This is a genomic window from Streptococcus porcinus, assembly GCF_900475415.1.
Classification (GTDB): Bacteria; Bacillota; Bacilli; order Lactobacillales; family Streptococcaceae; genus Streptococcus; species Streptococcus porcinus.
In genome coordinates this window covers 395294-417500 of sequence record NZ_LS483388.1, presented here as the reverse complement: position 1 = coordinate 417500, position 22207 = coordinate 395294, and the positions used below count along the sequence as shown (strand labels likewise).

At 38.1% G+C, this 22207-nt stretch carries 11 protein-coding genes, 1 tRNA gene and 2 rRNA genes (1 of these 14 only partly in view); 3 read left to right on the top strand and 11 right to left on the bottom strand.

The window, feature by feature from the left end:
- From DQM45_RS02180 to DQM45_RS02145, 8 genes are all read right to left on the bottom strand, one after another.
- Nucleotides 1-1509: ribosomal RNA gene (locus tag DQM45_RS02180) — 23S ribosomal RNA — on the bottom strand (it extends 1396 nt beyond the left edge of the window).
- A 299-nt stretch (nucleotides 1510-1808) separates the two neighbouring features.
- A tRNA-Ala gene (locus DQM45_RS02175) sits at nucleotides 1809-1881 on the bottom strand.
- A 170-nt stretch (nucleotides 1882-2051) separates the two neighbouring features.
- Nucleotides 2052-3600: ribosomal RNA gene (locus tag DQM45_RS02170) — 16S ribosomal RNA — on the bottom strand.
- The 16S and 23S rRNA genes sit together here with 1 tRNA gene alongside, the layout of an rRNA operon.
- A gap of 281 nt (nucleotides 3601-3881) precedes the next feature.
- Complete coding sequence (locus DQM45_RS02165; RefSeq protein WP_003084166.1) at nucleotides 3882-4805, bottom strand: ATP-binding cassette domain-containing protein; 924 nt, start codon at nucleotides 4803-4805, stop codon at nucleotides 3882-3884.
- Complete coding sequence (locus DQM45_RS02160; RefSeq protein WP_003085730.1) at nucleotides 4798-5868, bottom strand: ABC transporter ATP-binding protein; 1071 nt, start codon at nucleotides 5866-5868, stop codon at nucleotides 4798-4800. The genes DQM45_RS02165 and DQM45_RS02160 overlap by 8 nt, the downstream gene beginning before the upstream one ends.
- Nucleotides 5869-5876: 8 nt before the next feature.
- Complete coding sequence (gene oppC / locus DQM45_RS02155) at nucleotides 5877-6803, bottom strand: oligopeptide ABC transporter permease OppC (RefSeq protein ID WP_003085634.1); 927 nt, start codon at nucleotides 6801-6803, stop codon at nucleotides 5877-5879.
- Nucleotides 6803-8302 (bottom strand): ABC transporter permease, encoded by a 1500-nt coding sequence (locus tag DQM45_RS02150; RefSeq protein ID WP_003084936.1) that lies wholly within the window; start codon nucleotides 8300-8302, stop codon nucleotides 6803-6805. Before DQM45_RS02150 ends, oppC begins: the two co-directional genes overlap by 1 nt.
- A gap of 69 nt (nucleotides 8303-8371) precedes the next feature.
- On the bottom strand, nucleotides 8372-10354 hold the full coding sequence (locus tag DQM45_RS02145; protein WP_003084932.1) for a peptide ABC transporter substrate-binding protein: 1983 nt from the start codon (nucleotides 10352-10354) through the stop codon (nucleotides 8372-8374).
- Between the two features lie 325 nt (nucleotides 10355-10679).
- On the opposite strand from DQM45_RS02145, the gene pbp3 (DQM45_RS02140) reads away from it, so the two are divergent.
- The 3 genes from pbp3 (DQM45_RS02140) (at nucleotide 10680) to DQM45_RS02130 (ending at nucleotide 14455) form a co-directional block, all read left to right on the top strand.
- Complete coding sequence (gene pbp3 / locus DQM45_RS02140) at nucleotides 10680-11918, top strand: D-alanyl-D-alanine carboxypeptidase PBP3 (RefSeq protein WP_003083740.1); 1239 nt, start codon at nucleotides 10680-10682, stop codon at nucleotides 11916-11918.
- Complete coding sequence (pbp3, locus tag DQM45_RS02135) at nucleotides 11899-13179, top strand: D-alanyl-D-alanine carboxypeptidase PBP3 (protein WP_262863908.1); 1281 nt, start codon at nucleotides 11899-11901, stop codon at nucleotides 13177-13179. Before pbp3 (DQM45_RS02140) ends, pbp3 (DQM45_RS02135) begins: the two co-directional genes overlap by 20 nt.
- 115 nt (nucleotides 13180-13294) lie before the next feature.
- Complete coding sequence (locus tag DQM45_RS02130; protein WP_394342209.1) at nucleotides 13295-14455, top strand: D-alanyl-D-alanine carboxypeptidase family protein; 1161 nt, start codon at nucleotides 13295-13297, stop codon at nucleotides 14453-14455.
- Nucleotides 14456-14569: 114 nt separating this feature from the next.
- Here DQM45_RS02130 and DQM45_RS02125 read toward each other — a convergent pair whose 3' ends face one another.
- The 3 genes from DQM45_RS02125 to gtfA all read right to left on the bottom strand — a co-directional run bounded on the left by DQM45_RS02125 (nucleotide 14570) and on the right by gtfA (nucleotide 22201).
- The gene (locus DQM45_RS02125) at nucleotides 14570-18664 is read right to left on the bottom strand and encodes an accessory Sec-dependent serine-rich glycoprotein adhesin (RefSeq protein ID WP_111724849.1); all 4095 of its coding nucleotides are present in this window, start codon (nucleotides 18662-18664) and stop codon (nucleotides 14570-14572) included.
- A gap of 716 nt (nucleotides 18665-19380) precedes the next feature.
- Nucleotides 19381-20700 (bottom strand): accessory Sec system glycosylation chaperone GtfB, encoded by a 1320-nt coding sequence (gtfB, locus tag DQM45_RS02115; RefSeq protein WP_003084924.1) that lies wholly within the window; start codon nucleotides 20698-20700, stop codon nucleotides 19381-19383.
- Nucleotides 20693-22201: an accessory Sec system glycosyltransferase GtfA gene (gtfA, locus tag DQM45_RS02110; RefSeq protein WP_003082659.1), complete on the bottom strand. Its 1509-nt coding sequence runs from the start codon at nucleotides 22199-22201 to the stop codon at nucleotides 20693-20695. The genes gtfB and gtfA overlap by 8 nt, the downstream gene beginning before the upstream one ends.
- Nucleotides 22202-22207 lie beyond the last annotated feature (6 nt).

Sequence of the window (22207 nt, the reverse complement as noted above, 5' to 3'; positions counted from 1 at the left end):
CCTCACTGCTTAGACGTGCTCTTCCATTCGCACGCTTTAGTTAGCCTTCTGCGTCCCTCCATCACTATACATACTAGTACAGGAATATCAACCTGTTGCCCATCGAATACACCTTTCGGTCTCTCCTTAGGTCCCGACTAACCCAGGGCGGACGAGCCTTCCCCTGGAAACCTTAGTCTTACGGTGGACAGGATTCTCACCTGTCTTGCGCTACTCATACCGGCATTCTCACTTCTATGCGTTCCAGCACTCCTCACGGTATACCTTCTTCACACATAGAACGCTCTCCTACCATTACTATTACTAGTAATCCACAGCTTCGGTAAATTGTTTTAGCCCCGGTACATTTTCGGCGCAGGGTCACTCGACTAGTGAGCTATTACGCACTCTTTGAATGAATAGCTGCTTCTAAGCTAACATCCTAGTTGTCTGTGCAACCCCACATCCTTTTCCACTTAACAATTATTTTGGGACCTTAGCTGGTGGTCTGGGCTGTTTCCCTTTCGACTACGGATCTTAGCACTCGCAGTCTGACTGCCGATTATATCTACTTGGCATTCGGAGTTTATCTGAGATTGGTAATCCGGGATGGACCCCTCACCCAAACAGTGCTCTACCTCCAAGAGACTTAACATCGACGCTAGCCCTAAAGCTATTTCGGAGAGAACCAGCTATCTCCAAGTTCGTTTGGAATTTCTCCGCTACCCACAAGTCATCCAAGCACTTTTCAACGTGCCCTGGTTCGGTCCTCCAGTGCGTTTTACCGCACCTTCAACCTGCTCATGGGTAGGTCACATGGTTTCGGGTCTACATCATGATACTATTTCGCCCTCTTAAGACTCGGTTTCCCTACGGCTCCGTCTCTTCAACTTAACCTCGCATCATAACGTAACTCGCCGGTTCATTCTACAAAAGGCACGCTCTCACCCATTAACGGGCTCGAACTTGTTGTAGGCACACGGTTTCAGGTTCTATTTCACTCCCCTCCCGGGGTGCTTTTCACCTTTCCCTCACGGTACTGGTTCACTATCGGTCACTAGAGAGTATTTAGGGTTGGGAGATGGTCCTCCCAGATTCCGACGAGATTTCGCGTGTCTCGCCGTACTCAGGATACTGCTAGGGCTCAATTCAATTTTAAATACGAGGCTATTACTCTCTTTGGCTTACCTTCCCAGGTAATTCTTCTATTAAATTAAAGTCCCACGTCGCAGTCCTACAACCCCGAGGAGTAAACTCCTCGGTTTGCCCTCCTGCCGTTTCGCTCGCCGCTACTAAGGCAATCGCGTTTGCTTTCTCTTCCTGCAGCTACTTAGATGTTTCAGTTCACTGCGTCTTCCTTCTCATGACCTTTATAGTCATGGATACTAACCATTAGTTAGTGGGTTCCCCCATTCGGACATCTCTGGATCAGCGCTTACTTACAGCTCCCCAAAGCATTTCGTCGTTAGTCACGTCCTTCTTCGGCTTCTAGTGCCAAGGCATCCACCGTGCGCCCTTATTAACTTAACCTTATTCCAGTCTTTCGACCTTCTTATTTTTTTTAATATGTTCGCGTTTATCTTTTTTTCGGTTTATTTCTTGTTACTTTTCTACAATCATTTTAATGATCGTGGAATTTGATATAGTTATTCAATTTTCAATGGACTATGTTTAGGATACAAAGCAACGCTCGCTTTAGCGAAACTTCTGTAGAAAATTAGGATTCTGACACAGTGTGCTTGCACACAAGGAAGATTATCTATTTTCCTAGGAAGTTAGTTGCGTGTTCAACTTCACTTATTATTAAGTTTAGGTGGACTTATATCCTATGGAGCCTAGCGGGATCGAACCGCTGACCTCCTGCGTGCAAAGCAGGCGCTCTCCCAGCTGAGCTAAGGCCCCGACTAATAAACTGGTTGTTACATTATTAGTGGTGGTACTATTCTATTACGTGAAGCTTAATTGTATTCAAACTAAAATCTTTTTCATACAGATTTCTTAACGTTCTCATAACTTAAATAAGACCTCTCAAAACTAAATAAGACAAGACCAAACGTCTTCCATTTCCTTAGAAAGGAGGTGATCCAGCCGCACCTTCCGATACGGCTACCTTGTTACGACTTCACCCCAATCATCTATCCCACCTTAGGCGGCTGGCTCCTAAATGGTTACCTCACCGACTTCGGGTGTTACAAACTCTCGTGGTGTGACGGGCGGTGTGTACAAGGCCCGGGAACGTATTCACCGCGGCGTGCTGATCCGCGATTACTAGCGATTCCGACTTCATGTAGGCGAGTTGCAGCCTACAATCCGAACTGAGATTGGCTTTAAGAGATTAGCTTGCCGTCACCGGCTTGCGACTCGTTGTACCAACCATTGTAGCACGTGTGTAGCCCAGGTCATAAGGGGCATGATGATTTGACGTCATCCCCACCTTCCTCCGGTTTATTACCGGCAGTCTCGCTAGAGTGCCCAACTTAATGATGGCAACTAACAATAGGGGTTGCGCTCGTTGCGGGACTTAACCCAACATCTCACGACACGAGCTGACGACAACCATGCACCACCTGTCACTTCTGCTCCGAAGAGAAAGCCTATCTCTAGGCCGGTCAGAAGGATGTCAAGACCTGGTAAGGTTCTTCGCGTTGCTTCGAATTAAACCACATGCTCCACCGCTTGTGCGGGCCCCCGTCAATTCCTTTGAGTTTCAACCTTGCGGTCGTACTCCCCAGGCGGAGTGCTTAATGCGTTAGCTCCGGCACTAAGCCCCGGAAAGGGCCTAACACCTAGCACTCATCGTTTACGGCGTGGACTACCAGGGTATCTAATCCTGTTTGCTCCCCACGCTTTCGAGCCTCAGCGTCAGTTACAGACCAGAGAGCCGCTTTCGCCACCGGTGTTCCTCCATATATCTACGCATTTCACCGCTACACATGGAATTCCACTCTCCCCTTCTGCACTCAAGTTTGACAGTTTCCAAAGCGAACTATGGTTAAGCCACAGCCTTTAACTTCAGACTTATCAAACCGCCTGCGCTCGCTTTACGCCCAATAAATCCGGACAACGCTCGGGACCTACGTATTACCGCGGCTGCTGGCACGTAGTTAGCCGTCCCTTTCTGGTTAGTTACCGTCACGTAATGGATTTTCCACTCCCATTACCGTTCTTCTCTAACAACAGAGCTTTACGATCCGAAAACCTTCTTCACTCACGCGGCGTTGCTCGGTCAGGGTTCCCCCCATTGCCGAAGATTCCCTACTGCTGCCTCCCGTAGGAGTCTGGGCCGTGTCTCAGTCCCAGTGTGGCCGATCACCCTCTCAGGTCGGCTATGTATCGTCGCCTTGGTGAGCCTTTACCTCACCAACTAGCTAATACAACGCAGGTCCATCTCATAGTGGAGCAGTTGCCCCTTTTAAGTAGATGACATGGGTCTTCTACTTTCATGCGGTATTAGCTATCGTTTCCAATAGTTATCCCCCGCTATAAGGTAGGTTACCTACGCGTTACTCACCCGTTCGCAACTCATTAGACTGGTGCAAGCACCTGTCCTCTGCGTTCTACTTGCATGTATTAGGCACGCCGCCAGCGTTCGTCCTGAGCCAGGATCAAACTCTCATTTTAGTTTGAACTTTCTCGTTCTTTCTGTCGCTGACAGATTTATTGCTTTTGCTTGACGGGTAATATGTCTTGCATATCACCCTCACGTTTGGTTTTTCTTGTCTTATTCAGTTCTCAAAGGTCTTGCATCTCTTACGAGACAACTATTTTATTCTATCAGCTATCTTCTGCTTTGTCAATAACTTTTTTCAGTTTATTTTCAATTGTTCTTTTACATCATTTTTTAACATTCTTATCTTCATTTCCCTTAGCCGGAGATAAAAAAATAAGAAGGTAGGACCTTCTTATAGTTCTTTTTGATATTTAGCAACTTCAGCTTTGTTAGCCCATACAAAATGTCCTGGTTTTATTTCTACCATCTCAGGTTTATCAACTGAATAGTCGTGCTGGTCTACTGAGTAGACAATTAATTTTTTCTTCCTTTCCAGTATTGGGTCTGGAATTGGCACTGCTGATAGAAGTGACTTGGTATAAGGATGAACTGGATTTATGAAGAGTTCTTCTGTCTCAGCAACTTCAACGATAATCCCCTTATGAATGACTGCTATTCGGTCTGATATAAAACGTACAACTGATAAATCATGCGCAATAAAGAGATAAGTTAATCCTTTTTCTTTTTGCATTCTTTTTAAAAGGTTTAGGACTTGGGCACGAACAGAGACATCAAGGGCTGATATAGGTTCATCTGCAATAACAAACTCTGGATCCATCACCAAAGCACGTGCAATCCCAATCCTCTGGCGTTGTCCACCAGAAAATTCATGGGGATAACGTGTGAGGTGTTCTGATAACAGACCTACCTCTGACATCATATTTTTGATCTTTTCTTGTCGTTCTTCTTCAGTTTTAAAGAGGTTAAAATTATAAAGACCTTCTGAAATGATATAATCAACTGTTGCCCGCTCATTTAAACTGGCAGCTGGATCTTGGAAAATCATCTGAATTTTACGGATTAATTCATTCGCTTCAGACTTTGACTTTTTACCATTTATCACTTTTCCGTCGTAAAGAATTTCCCCTTTACTTGTATCATTCAAACCAATGATAGCACGTCCAATTGTGGTCTTGCCAGATCCCGACTCTCCAACGAGAGAGAAGGTCTCTCCTTTGTTAATGAAGAAGTTAGCATTTTGAACGGCTACAAATTTTTTCTTTCCTTCACCGAAGGAAATTTCTAAGTCTTTGACTTCAACTAATTTCTCAGACATTTCCTTCCTCCCGATAGATTTGTTTCTTTGAAATTTTTTCATGAATATCTTGAATTACCTCTGGTTTTTGAACTTTTGGTGCATCAGGATGGAGTAACCACGTTTTGGCCCAATGAGTTCCACTAACTTCGAACCTAGGGCAAGCCTCTTCAAAATCAATTTTCATAGCATAACGCGAACGAGGTGCAAACGCATCCCCAACAATTGGCTTGTACAGTGACGGAGGTGTGCCTGGAATAGAGAATAAAGCTCCCTTATCGTCGGCTAATTGCGGTAAACTTGAGAGAAGGCTCCAAGTATATGGATGTCGCGGATCGTAGAAGATATCTTCTACAGTTCCATACTCAATGATTTCTCCTGCATACATGACCGCAACGTTCGTCGCAATACTTGCTACTACACCAAGATCGTGAGTGATAAAAATAATGGTGAATTGATATTCTTTCTGAAGTGATTTTAGCAATTCAATAATTTGAGCTTGAATAGTAACATCTAAAGCTGTAGTTGGTTCATCACAAATTAGAATATCTGGACGACAGGCTAAAGCAATCGCTATAACAATCCGTTGTCTCATCCCTCCAGAATACTGAAATGGGTATTCTCCAAAACGTTTAGCAGGATCTGGAATTCCGACCTTAGTCATGTAATCAATCGCCATTTTTTTAGCTTCAGAACGAGATTTTTTCTGGTGCTTGATAATCACTTCAGTGATTTGACTTCCAATTGTTTGAATCGGATCAAGGCTGGTCATAGGATCTTGGAAAATTGTTGCTATTTTTGCTCCTCGAATACCCTCCCAGTCTTTATGATTCCTGAGCTTCGTTAACTCTTGACCTCGATAATCAATTGTTCCAGAGGCTACTCTACCGTTTGATTCCAACATGCCAGTAAATGTTTTAGTTAAAACTGACTTTCCACTTCCAGATTCTCCAACGACTGCTAAAACATCTCCTTCATAAAGATCAATTGAGATATCACGAATAGCAGTTAAAATACGATCACGAACATCAAACTCAACAACGACATTTTTTGCACTTAATATTATTTCTTTCTTTTCTTCCATAACAACTCCTATCTATGCGTTCTTGGATCACTAGCGTCAGCTAAGTTTTGTCCTACAATATAAAGAGGTAGCGACACTAAAATAAGAGTGGTTAAAGGAATCCAGAATAAATAAGCATTTGTTGTCAAGTTTGAGGAGTAGTTAGAAATTAAACGCCCAAGGCTTGGTTCTGAAAGTGGTAATCCTAAACCAAAGAAGGATAGGAATGCTTCAGAAGAAATATAGGCTGGAAGTAATAAAGATACCATTGATACAATAACAGAAACCAATTGTGGCAATAAGTTCTTAGTTGCAATTTTATGTATTGGTGTGCCTAACGTTTGACTGGCTAAATTATATTCTAAATCACGATAACGAAGCACTTGAACCCTCACAGAATAGGCAATACCAATCCAGCCTGTTACACAAAAGGCAAATATCAAATTCCAAAATCCTGCTCCAATAGAGTAGGTTAAAACGATAATAATTAACATTTGTGGCAAGTTCGAAATAACATTATAGACTTCAATCATAACTTTATCAACAGCTTTAGAAACACCCCATAAAGCACCGACTACCACACCTAAAAGCATATTAATCATTGTTGCAATAACAGAAATTAAAATAGAATTCCTTGCACCATACCAAACGCCATCAAATAATGACTGTCCATTTTTATCAGTACCAAACCAATACTCAGCGCCTGGTGAAATATAACGTTTTGAAAAATCATTAATATTACTTACATCGCCAAAATCATAATTTGCAAACATAGGATAGATAAAGCTCATTAAAATAATTGCAATTAATATAATCAACATCAATACAGTTGATTTACGTGAAAAGAACTGACGAAAAACAGATTTCCAGTATGAGTAAGCTGGGGCATCAATGACTTCTGATGCATAACTGTCGAGTTCAACAAACTCAAATTTACTTTTGTCAATGGTTGCCATTACTTCCCTCCTTTACTAGATAATTTGATACGTGGGTCAAGAATTGTCATTAAGATGTCACCAGCTAATAGGGCTAAAATAGAAAGAACTGCGAATATAAAGACAAGCCCAACAACCATTGTATTATTAGCTGCCTTAATAGCATCAATCAGCATCTTACCCATTCCCGGAAAGGCAAAGACAGTCTCAGTCAAAGTAGCACCCGCAATAGTAGCTACTACTGCTTGTGGGATTCCATTAACAATAGGAACCATTGCTTGTTTAAATAAGTGATTTTTAGATATTTCAGCTTCAGTCAGTCCTTTAGCGCGAGCAAAGCGAACAAAATCACTACCTTGCAAGTCGACTAAGTATCGACGGAACCAGACTACATTTCCAGGCGTTCCAAGAATTCCCAAAATAAGAGCCGGTAAGACATAGGACTTAGGATCACTCGCCCCTAGCAATGGAAAAGTATCTGGAAGGCCTACCATTGAGCCCAAAAAACGAACAATGTAAATCAATGCGATACTCGGAAGTGCCAACATAAAAGTTGTAGCCCCCGTAGAGAAACGATCAAATATCCCATCTTTATAATAAGCCATCAACATCCCAATTGGAAGGCCAAAGATATAGGATAGTAAAACACCAATCATTCCGATAATGAAAGAATTAGCTATCATTGACGGCTCTGCATGATTGTTCTCAGTTGCAGTGTATGGGTCATCTTTTCCAAAGTTCATTCGATCTCTAGCATCTGCCTTACTAGGTGATTTATAGGTACGAGAATAAATATTTATCGGTGAAAACTTCTTAGTCCCATTTGGGAACGTTACTTCTTTAGATAGTGTACGCCCTTGTTCTTGTGTGATAACTTGAATAACAGGGATATTAGCATAAGTCGGGTAAGAAGTCCCTAAATTAAAACCAATAAAGTTCTGGTGAACAAAAGGAAACTGCCCATTGAAGTATAACATGTACTTGTGTTTTGTTCCTGAACCAACCAAAGCTGGACCTACTGCAGGATCTATTTCTGGACGAATATAACGAGCTAAATTTGGATTCTTTTTGTCTTGAATTACCCATGGATGGTCAATCACTATTAACCGGCTGAAAAAATTCCAAACCCGTTCATAAATTGGTATGTTACGGACTGCATAGAATTTTTTACTTTCTTCAAATCGTTTCAATTTCCAACCATTTCCGATGGATTTGATATATTTTTGATATATTTTTTGATTAGCCTTTGATGGCTCGACGCTAACAGATTTATCTATTTTCTCAGCGTTAGCTTCTAATTCTTTACTATTATAATAGGAAATATAGCCCATACGCTCGAAAATCGTATTTCGATAATTTTCTTTTTTATCTGGTGTTGTCACCATCTTGTTATAATTAGGATCTTGTTTAAAAATCAAATTTGTTGGAACAAGTGTAAAAACAATAACGTAAGTCAGTGTAGTTACCAACAAGATTGATATTAAAGACCTCAAGATGCGCTCAATAATATACTTTTTCATTCTATTCCTCATAATAAGTTCAAAAGAACTTCCTCACTCGAAGAGAAAGTTCTTAGGTTGAACAAACTTTTATTTTTCCATATGCTTTTCTAGAGATTCAGCATATTTTTTATTAGATTTTTCTTTATCTTTTTTCCATTTTTTCAAAGCTTGGCTATAGTCTTTTGATGTTACAGGTTTATCTTGAAGTTTTATGTATTTATAAAATGTACTTACATCAGATTTATTACCAGACCATCCAAAGGCTCCTGTAAATGGTACCACTTTAGTAACAGAGGGAGTTCCACCTAGTGAGTAGGTTGGAATATAAACTGCTGAATCTGTTAAAGCAGCTTGCGCTTTGGCATATTTTTTAAATCGCTCATCCTGATTATCTATAATTTTACCAGCTTCATTGTCTAAGTTTGAAAACTCTTCCAAACCAGCTTCATTAGCAATAGCCACGTCTTTTACTGGATTAATACCAATGAATTTTGTTTGAGCAGCCGCCATTGTTGGATTGAAGATATCTAAGTAAGAAGAAGGATCAGCATAGTCTGGGCTCCAACCTGAGGCAGTTGAGAGATCCCAGTCTTGTTGATTGGTTGTTTCAGCCAAATATGTGATGTTGTTATATGTGTCTGAATTAAGTTCAATAATATCAACAACCACATTTTCTTTTCCTAGTGATTTTTCAATAGATTGTTTCATAGATTGAGCTTGTTGCATTAAGCCGGATGCAGTCTGGTCTTGAGGCATGTCAAGGTGAATCGGGAATTGTACCCCTTGAGCTTCTAAAGCTTTTTTGGCCTTATCCATTTGCATTTTAGCTTTCTCTGGATTATAGAGACCATCTTGGGCATCAGCAAGATTGACATCTTTCCATTGATCTCCGTAAGTAGCTAGCTCTTTTTCTACCGTTTTTCCAAAATCTTGACCGTCAATTTGAACAAATGCAGGCGGAACTAAAGTATTACGAAGCGATTTACCAGCTGCCTCTTCACCTGCAGTCTGAGCTGTATATGATTTTCTATTGAAACCAAATGTCAAGGCTTGACGGAAATCTTTATTTAAAACAGCCTTACGGGTATCCTCTTTTTGTTTATCACTTGTTTTCTTAGTATGCTCATAAGCTGTACGATTCAGATTGAATGTAGCATAATAAGTGTTTGATTTTTGCGGTGCATAAATGATATTGTCACCATAATTTTTCTTAACTTTTGAGTAAGAAGGTGTTGTAGGGAAAAGACGCGCTGCAGAATAAGCACCTTTGTCAAAATTCCTAAATAGTGACTCTTGATCTTGACCATCATAGTAAGTTAACTGTACACCATCAACATGGACATCTTCTTTATCCCAATAATTTTCATTTTTGACAAATTCAATAGATGACTTGCTCGTTAAAGATGAAATCAGGAATGGTCCATTGTATAAGATGGAAGATGAATCTGATGCTTTACCAAAATCCTTACCTTTAGATTTTAAAAAGTCAGCATTTACAGGTGAAAGGATTCCATATGTTAATTTTGAATTCCAAAAACTTTCTGGTTTATTAAGGGTGTATTGAAGGGTATTTTTATCAACAGCTTTTACGCCTACAGTTGAGAAGTCCTTGGTTTTTCCTTCGACATAATCACTCAGACCTTTTATAGAATCTTGTACAAGATAAAGAGCATCTGATCCCTTATCAGCAGCATGCTTCAAACCAGTTACAAAATCATCTGCTGTCACATTTGCGTACTCTTCACCATCAGCAGTGTACCATTTTGAATCCTTACGAATTTTATAGGTATATGTTAAGCCGTCTTTAGATACTGTCCAGCTTTTAGCAACTGAGGGAACTAGATTTCCCATGTTATCATATTCCATTAAGCCGTCAATACTATTTTGGATTATATCACTTGTTGTTGAACGTCCTGAAATCAAATAATCCAAAGTATCTGGATCTGTTGTATAAACATAACTGTAAGTTTTTGACTTACTGTCTTTGCTTGATCCATTGCTACAAGCCGCTAGGACAGAGACTGATAAAATCGCCACCCCAACAGCAGCTAACCACTTGCCATTTTTCATAAGATTCACTCCTAATTTTTTCTCCAATCTTGGTCAAAAGATTGTGCTAATTAAAAACATTATATCATAATTTTTTCGCTATCAAAATATTTCCTGCAAAATTATCTGACTATTTCAAATCGTTTTTATCATCTTACGAGGGTAAGTCAGAAGAAAACCTTCCATTCGGGGGTTTTAAGAATTATGTCAACCTTCTAAAATTTTAATGAAACCCCTGTCATTTCTCATACTAATGCTTCAGTAATTCCTTGAAATAACTTAAAAGAACTGAATTTTATGGTATAATCAAAAAGGAAATCCTCCCCTATAAGGAAAATTGTTTATTATGAAAAAACTAGTACTTTTGATCCTACCTCTTCTTTTTTATTTTTTACCCAAAGTCACTCTGGCTGAAGCTTACAAGCTACCAGCCAGAAGCGGTATTGCCTTTGAAGTATCTACTGGTAAAATTCTCTATGAGAAGGACGCCAAGAAAAAACTTCCTATCGCTTCTTTGAGTAAAGTCCTGACTACTTATCTTGTCTATAAAGAGGTTCAATCTGGAAATCTGAGCTGGGACACGCCTGTTAAAATTTCCAACTATCCTTATGAACTAACTGCTAATTATTCTATCAGTAATGTCCCATTAGATGCTCGCCAGTACACAGTCGAAGAGTTACTAACAGCTATGCTGGTAACAAATGCAAATAGCCCTGCTATTGCTTTAGCTGAAAAAATATCGGGGACAGAACCTTTATTTGTCGATAAAATGCAGAAGCAATTACGAGATTGGAAAATCCATAAGGCTAATCTAGTTAATGCTAGTGGTTTATCTAATGAGCAACTAGGAAATCATATCTATCCTAACTCTCAAAAAGATGCTGAAAATAAAATGAGTGCTCTTGATTTAGCAATCGTTACTAGACACCTTCTTCAAGACTTTCCTCAGGTCTTAGAACTCACCAAAAAACCTGCTGCAACTTTCAGAGGCGATCGTATATTCTCCTATAATTTTTTACTAGAAGGTATGCCCAATCATCGGATTGGTGCTAACGGATTATTCGTCGCTTTTTCAGAAAATAATGGAGCATCTCTAATTACAAGTTCTATAGAAAACAAGATGTCAGTTGTTTCTATCATTTTAAATACTGAGGAAGTCAAGGACAACAAATTGGCACATTTCACTACTGCTAATACTCTTTTGGATAATATTGCACAAAAATATGAGCCAGTGACTCTTCTCAGAAAAGGTCAAATTCTGAAAAATAAAACTTTACCTGTAATAGATAGCCCCATAAAACAAGTTTCTCTAACTTCGGATAAAACCTTAACTGTCATTCAAAAACGAGGAACAACTACGAATACCGACCTAGTTATTAGCCCGCTTCAAAAAGAATGTCGTGCACCAATTAAACAAAAGCAAAAACTTGCTACTGCAAGTTTTAAGGATTCTGATAGGATTGGGATAGGTTATCTAGGTGATACTCCTCAAGTCTTTTTAAGAGCTCAACAGCGAGTTCCTAGAAGTTTCTTCTTAAAAGTTTGGTGGAATCATCTGGTTACTTATGTCAATGAAAACTTATAATGGTCTCTTTTTGACCTTTGCTCAGGAGATTGTTAGAATAATAATTATGAAAAAACCAATCTATTTAATACTAATCTGCATCTTCATTTTATCTCCTTTAAGTCACCCTGTTTTCGCAGATCAGGCATTAAACCTCAGAGCAAAAGAAGCTATTGCTGTCGAGTATAGTACCGGTAAGATTCTTTATCAAAAAAATAGTGATCGTAAAGTTCCGATTGCTTCACTCACAAAGATTATGACCATCTATTTGACCCTGAAAGAAATTAATTCTGGCAGGTTAAAATGGAATGACTCAGTTGAAATGTCTAAATATGCAACTGCCTTAGCTAACAACCCTGATATCAGTAATCCTCCTCTCTATAAAAATTCTTACTCTGTTAAGGAACTTGTTGACTCCAGCATGGTTGTCAGCTCAAACAGCTCTGCTATTGCTTTAGCTGAAAAAATCGCCGGTTCTGAAGCGAAGTTTGTTGATAAAATGAAAAATCAATTGGAAACATGGGGTATCACCGATTATCAATTAGTTAATGCTTCAGGTTTAAATAATAGTATGCTAAATGGCCATATCTATCCTGGTTCAAGTAAAAAATCTGAGAATAAATTAAGCGCTAAGAGTATCGCTATTGTATCGCGACATTTAATCAAGGACTACCCAGAAATTCTAACCATTTCTTCTCAGAATCAGCTATACTGGGGTAATGATATCCTGACCAACTCCAATCATCTCTTACCTGGTAACATCATGGGTAGGAAGGGTGTAGATGGCTTAAAAACAGGTACTACTACCAAAGCGGGGCAAACTTATATCGGAACTGCTGTTCAAGATAAGATGCGCGTCATAGTTGTTATTCTAAATGCAACCGACGCTTCAAAAGATAGTAACGCACGCTTTGTTGAAGCTAATAAATTATTTGATTATAGTTTCCAACATTATCAAAAAGCAACAATTCCTAAAGGAAAACCATTCTCAACAAAATTAGCTATTTCTAATGCCAAGCAAAAAACGATTGCTTTCAAAAGTAAATATGATTTTACAGTCATTCAACCAGTTAATGATCAGACTATCCATTATAAAATTGTTCCAAATAAGCAACACACTGTAGCCCCTATTACAAAAGATGAACAACTTGGTAAGATTATCTTCCGTGATAAATCAAGCTATTTAGGGGAAAAACCTAGCACACCAATATTCGCCACAAAATCTGTAAAAGCTCTGAGCATTTGGGAAAAATTCAATTCCTTTTTTACTCATTCAAATTAAAAATTAAATAATATTATTAAAAAGCACTTTGTTTTGTATTAGCTTAATGGTATAATAAGCTTATCATTTTTACAAGGAGCTTTTTGTGTTAAAAAAATATGTATTTTCTGTATTTCTGATTTTTACTTTTTTTGTATCACATCTCGTACAAGCTGATGAGCACAATGATATTTTGAACATTACGCGAGAAGCCGGGTATCAAGTTAATCCCATTAATAAACCTAAATCTTCTATCGTTGTTGATGCATCAAACGGAGATATTCTTTGGCAAGATAACGCTTTAACTGTGCGTGATCCCGCAAGTATGTCAAAAGTGTTTACACTTTACCTACTTTTTGAAGATTTGGCTAAAGGTAAATTAACACTTGATACTAAGATTACAGCTTCTGACACCGATCAAGCTATCAGTGAAATCTATGAGATTAGTAATAATAAAATTGTTGCTGGGGTTGAATACCCTATTAGAGATTTAATCACAATGATTGCAGTACCTTCTTCTAATGCAGCTACTGTTATGGTTGCTAACTACCTTTCCCAAAATGATGCTTCTGCATATCTAGATCGTATAAATAGCACCGCTAAAAGACTAGGTATGTTAGATACTCATTTTAGTAATGCTGGCGGTGCTGTTGCTGAGGCTTTCAACGGTTATTATAATCCTAAAAATTATGATAAAAGTGCCCCAAATCTAACCAGCGCCCATGATTTAGCTATTTTAGTCTACCATTTCCTTAAAAAATACCCAGATATCTTAAACTATACCAACACGTCTACCGTCAAAACAATGATTGGAACCCCCTACGAGGAAACATTCCATAGTTACAATTATTCATTGCCGGGTGACAAATATGGGATAAAAGGTGTCGATGGTTTAAAAACAGGATCAAGTCCAAGCGCAGCTTTTAATGCAATGGTCACTGCTAAAAGAGGGAAAGCTAGAGTAATTACAATCGTCATGGGGGTGGGTGATTGGTCTGATCAGGATGGAGAATTTTACAGACATCCTTTTGCTAATGCTCTAACTGAACATGGTTTCAAAATACTAAAAAATGGCAAAACTCAGAAACTAGATAACCTTTTTCCGAAAAATCACAAGCATACTAAGGGAAGTTCATACCCTTATAAAAAACATACAAAACATAAAAAAAATAAAAAAGTTGCTACTCTTATTGATCAATTTGAATCATTTGTTGATCACCATCACAGCATTTTATTCATTTGCTTAGGACTCTTTATCTTTATTGTTATATTGCTTGCTGTCATTGCGATTGTATGATGTGGAATACTAGTATCAAAAAGTCAATGCTGACTTAGAAATGCGCAAAAAGACCAAAAGACTGAATTCAGTCCTTTGGTCTTTTTTGTTGATCCATCTTAGCCTTACTAAGGGTTATTCTTGTTCTTTAGAGTTTCTTTTGACAAGTCCCATTGCCACAAGTATCGCTAAAGCTGCTGATCCATACAAACCTGTGCTTGCTTCTGTACCTGTATACGGAAGTACTTCGTTAGTTGTACTTGATTTTGGAGCGGCTGACGCTGATTGACTTGTAGTTGTTGATTGTGATTCCAAATGACTTGTAGTTTCAGAATTAGGTGATTGAGGTAATTCTGGTGTTTTCTCTTTGACAAATCCACTATCAATTGTTGGGTTGTCATTTCCTGCAACAGTTACCTGAACAACTTGACCATCTGAATCTTTCGTATCATCACCTGTATTAGCTGTCGTTGGTGTATAGCCTTTTGGTGTTTCAAAGGTCACTGTGTAATCCCCATCTGTTAGTTCTGTGAACTCATAGTGGCCATTACTATCTGTGGTAGTCGTTTGGGTTGACCCATTTGGATTGGTCAATGTGACGGTAACTCCTGAAATTCCTGGCTCACCTGGATCTTGAGTGCCATTATGGTTAGTATCTTCCCAAACTGTATCCCCAATCGTATGTGTCTCTTTAACAAATCCACTATCAATTGTTGGGTTATCATTTCCTGCAACAGTTACCTGAACAACTTGACCATCTGAATCTTTCGTATCATCACCTGTATTAGCTGTCGTTGGTGTATAGCCTTTTGGTGTTTCAAAGGTCACTGTGTAATCCCCATCTGTTAGTTCTGTGAACTCATAGTGGCCATTACTATCTGTGGTAGTCGTTTGGGTTGACCCATTTGGATTGGTCAATGTGACGGTAACTCCTGAAATTCCTGGCTCACCTGGATCTTGAGTACCATTATGGTTAGTATCTTCCCAAACTGTATCCCCAATCGTATGTGTCTCTTTAACAAATCCACTATCAATTGTTGGGTTATCATTTCCTGCAACAGTTACCTGAACAACTTGACCATCTGAATCTTTCGTATCATCACCTGTATTAGCTGTCGTTGGTGTATAGCCTTTTGGTGTTTCAAAGGTCACTGTGTAATCCCCATCTGTTAGTTCTGTGAACTCATAGTGGCCATTACTATCTGTGGTAGTCGTTTGGGTTGACCCATTTGGATTGGTCAATGTGACGGTAACTCCTGAAATTCCTGGCTCACCTGGATCTTGAGTACCATTATGGTTAGTATCTTCCCAAACTGTATCCCCAATCGTATGTGTCTCTTTGACAAATCCACTATCAATTGTTGGGTTATCACTTCCTGCAACAGTTACCTGAACAACTTGACCATCTGAATCTTTCGTATCATCACCTGTATTAGCTGTCGTTGGTGTATAGCCTTTTGGTGTTTCAAAGGTTACTGTGTAATCCCCATCTGTTAGCTCTGTGAACTCATAGTGCCCATTACTATCTGTGGTAGTCGTTTGAGTTGTCCCATTTGGATTGGTCAATGTGACGGTAACTCCTGAAATTCCTAGCTCACCTGGATCTTGAGTACCATTATGGTTAGTATCTTCCCAAACTGTATCCCCAATCATATGCACTTTATCCACTTCTGATCCAGTATTAGAAGATGATTGGCTTACAGAAGTACTTAAACTTTCCGACGTTGAGTTACTTACTGAACCCGATAAACTTGTTGATGTTGAAATTGACGTTGAGTTGCGCACTGAATCGGATAAACTTGTTGACGTTGAAACCGACGTCGAGTTGCTTACTGAATCTGATAAATTTGTTGATGCAGATACCGATGTCGAGTTGCGTACTGAATTCGATAAACTTGTTGATGCAGATACTGACGTTGAGTTGCGTACTGAATCCGATAAACTTGTTGACGTTGAAACCGACGTCGAGTTACGCACTGAATCCGATAGACTTGTTGATGTTGAAACCGATGTCGACTTACGCACTGAATCGGATAAACTTGTTGACGTTGAAACCGACGTCGAGTTGCTTACTGAATCTGATAAATTTGTTGATGCAGATACTGACGTTGAGTTGCGTACTGAATCCGATAAACTTGTTGACGTTGAAACCGACGTCGAGTTACGCACTGAATCCGATAGACTTGTTGATGTTGAAACCGATGTTGAGTTACGCACTGAATCCGATAAACTTGTTGACGTTGAAACCGATGTTGAGTTACGCACTGAATCCGATAAACTTGTTGACGTTGATACTGATGTCGAGTTGCTTACTGAGTTAACAAGAGAAGTAGAATCCACAACGAAACCAGTATCTAATGTCATATTATCAGCTCCCTTAATAGTAACTGTGACCGAAGCACCATCAGAATCTAAATCATCAGCTGTCGCGTTAGAGACTGTCGGCTGGTAACCATTTGGTGTTTCAAAATTTATAGTATAAGTTTCACCATCTGTTAATCCACTAAACTCATAATACCCTGAAACATCTGTACGAACGGCTTTTGTCGACCCATCTGTATAAGTTAGAGTTACAAGAACGTTAGCCAATCCTGTAGACCCACCTTCATTTTGAATACCATCTTTGTTAGTATCAACCCAAACATAATTTCCTATTTTGTAAGAAAGATTACCAGTTCCACTTGATGTGTCTGAATTAAATTGTAAACCATTAGAATATTCTGCACGATCTCCATTTGTATACAAAATACCTGTTTGACTGACTGGTGCAACGCTACTAGCATCATAGGAGCTTACAACTCTAACAACATAAGTGTTAGAGTCAGTGATTAAATTCCTATCTAAATAAAAGCTAGCTTTCCCTAATACTGAATAATCAATACTAGGTGATAGTTTAGTTAGAGTACTATAATCTTGAATTTCCATACTATCTGGAAGATTGTAACCTGTTGGGACACGATAAACTTCAATTAGAGAGTTTGAATCAATAGTATTTGCAGTATTTAAACCTTGCTTAACTGTGAAGTAGGGGCGATTCATAATGTGCGTCCCAGTTTCATTAATATAAAAAGTCTGTTCAACCTTAGCAGTGGTTTCATTAATGGAAGTGAAACTAGATCTAATTTCAGCAGTATTAAAAACTTCAGGTGTTGAATAAATAACTTTATAAATCGCAGAATCAGATACATTACCTACGGAATAGTTAACGTTAATTGTTGAGTTGTCAGGAACAGTATCACGATTGACATATTTCTCTAAATGAAGCACTGCAGTAACATTCTCGTATTTATCAACATAATTAGTTAATGTATAGGTGATAAGTTTAGAAGTGGGATCATAAGTTCCTGTTGCGATAACCTCTCCAGACGGATCCGTAATATCAATTGGAGTATAAACTTCTCCAACATAAGCCAAGTCATTTGTTTTCATGGTGTCAGAAAATTGGATAGTAAACTGATCGCCCGCAGTAGCAGTATCAAGAATATCAAATGAAGTATCTATTGCAATTGCTTCGCCATCAGTAGGCATAACAATACCATCATTTGTGGAACTAGGAATAAAGTTACCATAAATGTCATAAGCTCCCATATCTGAGATTGCTACTTTAATATTAGTTAAAGCTTCATTAGTTGCTAAGCCACTTGTTATTGCAGCATTAATGTGTGGAGTAGTTGCTAGCATTGCTGTTCTTGGTGCTTTTTCAATTAATGTACTTGAGCTAATTTGTGTACTTGACTGACTAGTTGTTTGTGATAATGATAGTGATTCTTGTTCTGAAGTACTTTGTGCTTGGCTATTTGAAAGCGACTGACTCATCGATACTGATGAACTTAAACTTTGTGAGGCAGAGCTTTGGTCTAATGTAGTGGTATTTGAAGCTGTTGTTGAGGCTACAACGACAGTTGAATCAGTTGCCGCTGAAACAAGTCCTGTTTCAGAAGACACAGGTAAGAGACTTGTCGTTTCTGCAGCGAATGCTGTATTGACTATGCTTGTACCACCGAGTACTGCTCCTACTCCCAAAGCACCTTTTAATAACTGATTTTTAGACACCACAAAATCCACGTCTCCTTCAGAAACGCGTTCTTCTGCTTGGCCTCCTTTAAATAATTGGATCAATCCAAAAGAAGCCAAAGTAGTTTTTACCCAGCTTTTACCCGACTTGTGCAATTTTACACGAGATTTTGACTCAGTCTCAATAAAACTACTCTTATTCAATTTTTGTAACATGTGTTTCTCTCTCTCTATTTTATATTTCCTACTAGCAATTCCCCACTAAGTAGCAAATATAGATCGCTTTTAAGTCTCCACACTTAAAAACTTATAATTTTAAATTCCCCATTTTTAAAAACGGACACTCTATTCTACATTTTATTAATAGAAATTGCAATAGGAAAATTCAGAAAATTTTATTACTCTTTAAAACTTTTAAAAATAACTCCAAAACACCTTATTTAACAACAAAAATAATACTATTTCACATAATTATTTTTTGAAAAATTCAAAAAATAAGCTCTTTAAATTACATATAAATTAAATAATGCAAACATTTGGTCTTGATAGCGATTTTATTATTATGACATGTCTAAAGGCAAACCCGCTATTTCAGATTTGTATTTCTTGATTTATCTAAAATTAACTATCCCATTTCAAATATGTTAAGTAAACCTGCTAACTTATTAGCGCACGCCATATACTTCAACGAATTTCATTTGACCCCATTTAAAAAAGATTGCATTATCTTCACAATCTTTTCCATTCTTAAAATAATCTGTAGATAGTATTGAGTAAACCCATGATAACACTGATGACAATAATAGATCCTAGTAATACATAGGTAAAATTTTTAACTCCGGACGTCTTTTTTGGGGGTAACTTTTGCCTAGATTTCTCTAGTCTTTCTTCAATAGCATCATCTAGAAATGACAACTTCCTTTTATTAGGCATTATCCAAACACCTCCCTATAGGCCTCTTTCGTAGTATGATTAGCAAAGGCTAACTGGTGATTCATAACATCTTTAAAAATATCAGGATAAGCTAACGAAGTTAAAGCCTTTATCATATCGTCAACCTGATTGGGAATAAAAATATTCTCTGGTAGAATATAATGACGCGTATGCTGGGTATTATTAAAAGCATAGATTGGCATCCTATGTTCAAAAGCCATCCGATTGGCATTGAGTATCTCATTACCATGATTGATATCTAAATAAACAGAGCATAAACGCCACAAGGCAGTGATTGTTTTGGGTGAAATATTAGGGTATAAGAAAACATTGTCCTTTTGTCCCAAAACCTGTAATTTAGGGGACATTTCCGTCAGAGCTCCAATATGGAATTGAAAATCAGGTAAGTGAGTTACTAAAGGTTCTATTTGTTCAAGTTGATCACTATTGGTAAAAACTAGAGCATTGGCTGACCAATTTTTTTCCTGCGCCAAAGGATATAAATAGCCCAAAGAATTAACTTTATTATTCTCCCCATTATGTAGTTGAATAAAAGTTTGATAAGTCAAGGGATCAGGAATGATAACTTGGCAACTTCTAGCAACACTTTCACTTAAAATAGCCTGCATATTACCTGGAATAGAACCTCCAAACTCTTCTTGCCAAACCAGAATATCATGACCAGGTTCTGGCAAATGGATACTGATCTGAAATGGCAAGGCCAAAGAATTATAAATGATTTTATCAAGCTTAAAAGGTGATTTCTGAAGATAATAAATCATAAATTCCAATTTACTCTTGAATATTTTAATTTTGTTTCGATCGTTTAAAATAATATCGTTGGTCACAAAATTTTCAACAATTTTTTCCTTACCTTCTTGATCATAATAAGTTCTCAAAACTTCAGACTGTTCCTTATTATAAACACTCTGCGCATAGAGGCGTCCATGTTTGTTGTAATGTTCAACCAAGCGCACCCTTCCTTTACGATCTAACCATTCAACAGCTCGGACTAAACGTTTATGGGTTGGCTCAGCATAAAAAATATTTGCTTTCTTAATATCATGGTCGAGAATTTCACCATTGTTGTTATTGGACTGAATTTCCCAAAATTTAGGAGTTTTGATTTGATTGAAATACCGAGCTTTTCCTTCAGTCACTTGCTCTTCACCCATGAAAAAGGCGTAGGGACTAGTTACAGAAGCGGGTAAAAATCCTGTCTCATTTAGAATAACAGTTGGATGCATGTAACCTGACATCACTAAAGAATAGTGCAAATCTTGAGTAGCTTGGTCATAATTTTCAAATATATTAAGCATTATCAAACTCCTTTAAAAATTCTTTCCAATCATTAGCAACAGTTTGACTTAAGAATTTTTCAGCAATAGTATAGGAGTGGTTTTGCCATTCTCCAATTTGGTACTCTTGATACATACTGATAATAGCATCTCTAAATTGACTAACAATTAAATCAAGCTGATCTGATTCTTCCTTTGGAATAAGGAAGCCATTTTTTCCATGTTCAACAAAAGTCACATTCCCGTATGGTACTTCAAAGCCAATAATCGGCAAACCCGAACCGACAGCTTCCATTAAAGTTAAACCAAAACCCTCGCTGGTCGACCCTGCTAAGTAGGCATCATATTCTTGGTAAATAGTCTCTAAGTCCGCATGTCCCATTAGACGAATGTAATCTTGAGCTTTGTGTTCCCTGATTAATTCTTGTAACTTGTTTTCTTCTCCACCTTTACCATAAATGTCAAAGGTTAATTCTGGCAAGACCTTTTTGGCCTCAACAACAGCTAGAATCAACCAATCAATATGTTTTTCACTAGCCAGTCTTGAAGCTGTTATCAGCGAGAAAGGTTTGCGCTTTTGTTCCGGTCGCCTTAGTCGGTCTAAAGAACCAACAGGGATTGTCACTATTCGTGGGGATAATCCTTGGTACTTTCTAAAATGTTGCTTTAGAGTTTCTGACTGAGCTTCTGTTGAACAAATGAAAAAGTCAACTTGGTCTGCATGTGAAAACTCATACTCATAATAATTATTCCAGAGAATGTAATCATTATCTGTTGCATTTTTACTATAATGCTCCGCATGAACGACACTTCCCGTTTTAGCTTTGCCTTTTCCTTCCATAACAGCCTGACCAATCTCACTAGAACGGTCTAAAATTACAATATCTTCTTCTGTCAATTGTAAACATTTGATGAAATAGGCCAATAGTTCTCGAGTTGATAGAAAAATATGATCCTTGAAGCGATATATATGACTATCTTCATCTAAGATTTCATCAAAAGCTGTGCTGCCGTCTTCGTTAAAGAAGCGACGTTGGTAGAGGTGTGCCTTGTTGTTTTTTGGCGTAAAATATTCACTACAGTAGCGGGTATAATTATAATAATCCTTACGAATGAGACATCCCTTAGCCACAAATTCTGCGCGATCCACAAAATCATTTGTTTCAGTACTTAAATAACAAGTCACAAACTGCTCGTTATTATCATAAAAATAACGACGAATTTTGCCACTCGCTTCTTCTTTCTCAATGTGAAAAGGGATTGTTTTAAGAACATCTTTAAGTGTATATGATGTAGGTGCCAATTTAATATCTGTAAAGTAATGGTACATCCATATAACTTCTTCGTCTTCAAAACCGATGTTTTTTGTTAAATGCTGGACATTTTCATTTAATATTAAATCCGTAAAAATAAAAATCCCTTTTTCGCCAATCATGCGTAAGAGTTTGGCGCGATAACTTTGAGCATATTCGACTCCACTACTAGCCCAGCCAATCCCCATATTAATATTATAAAGTGTCATTTTTCT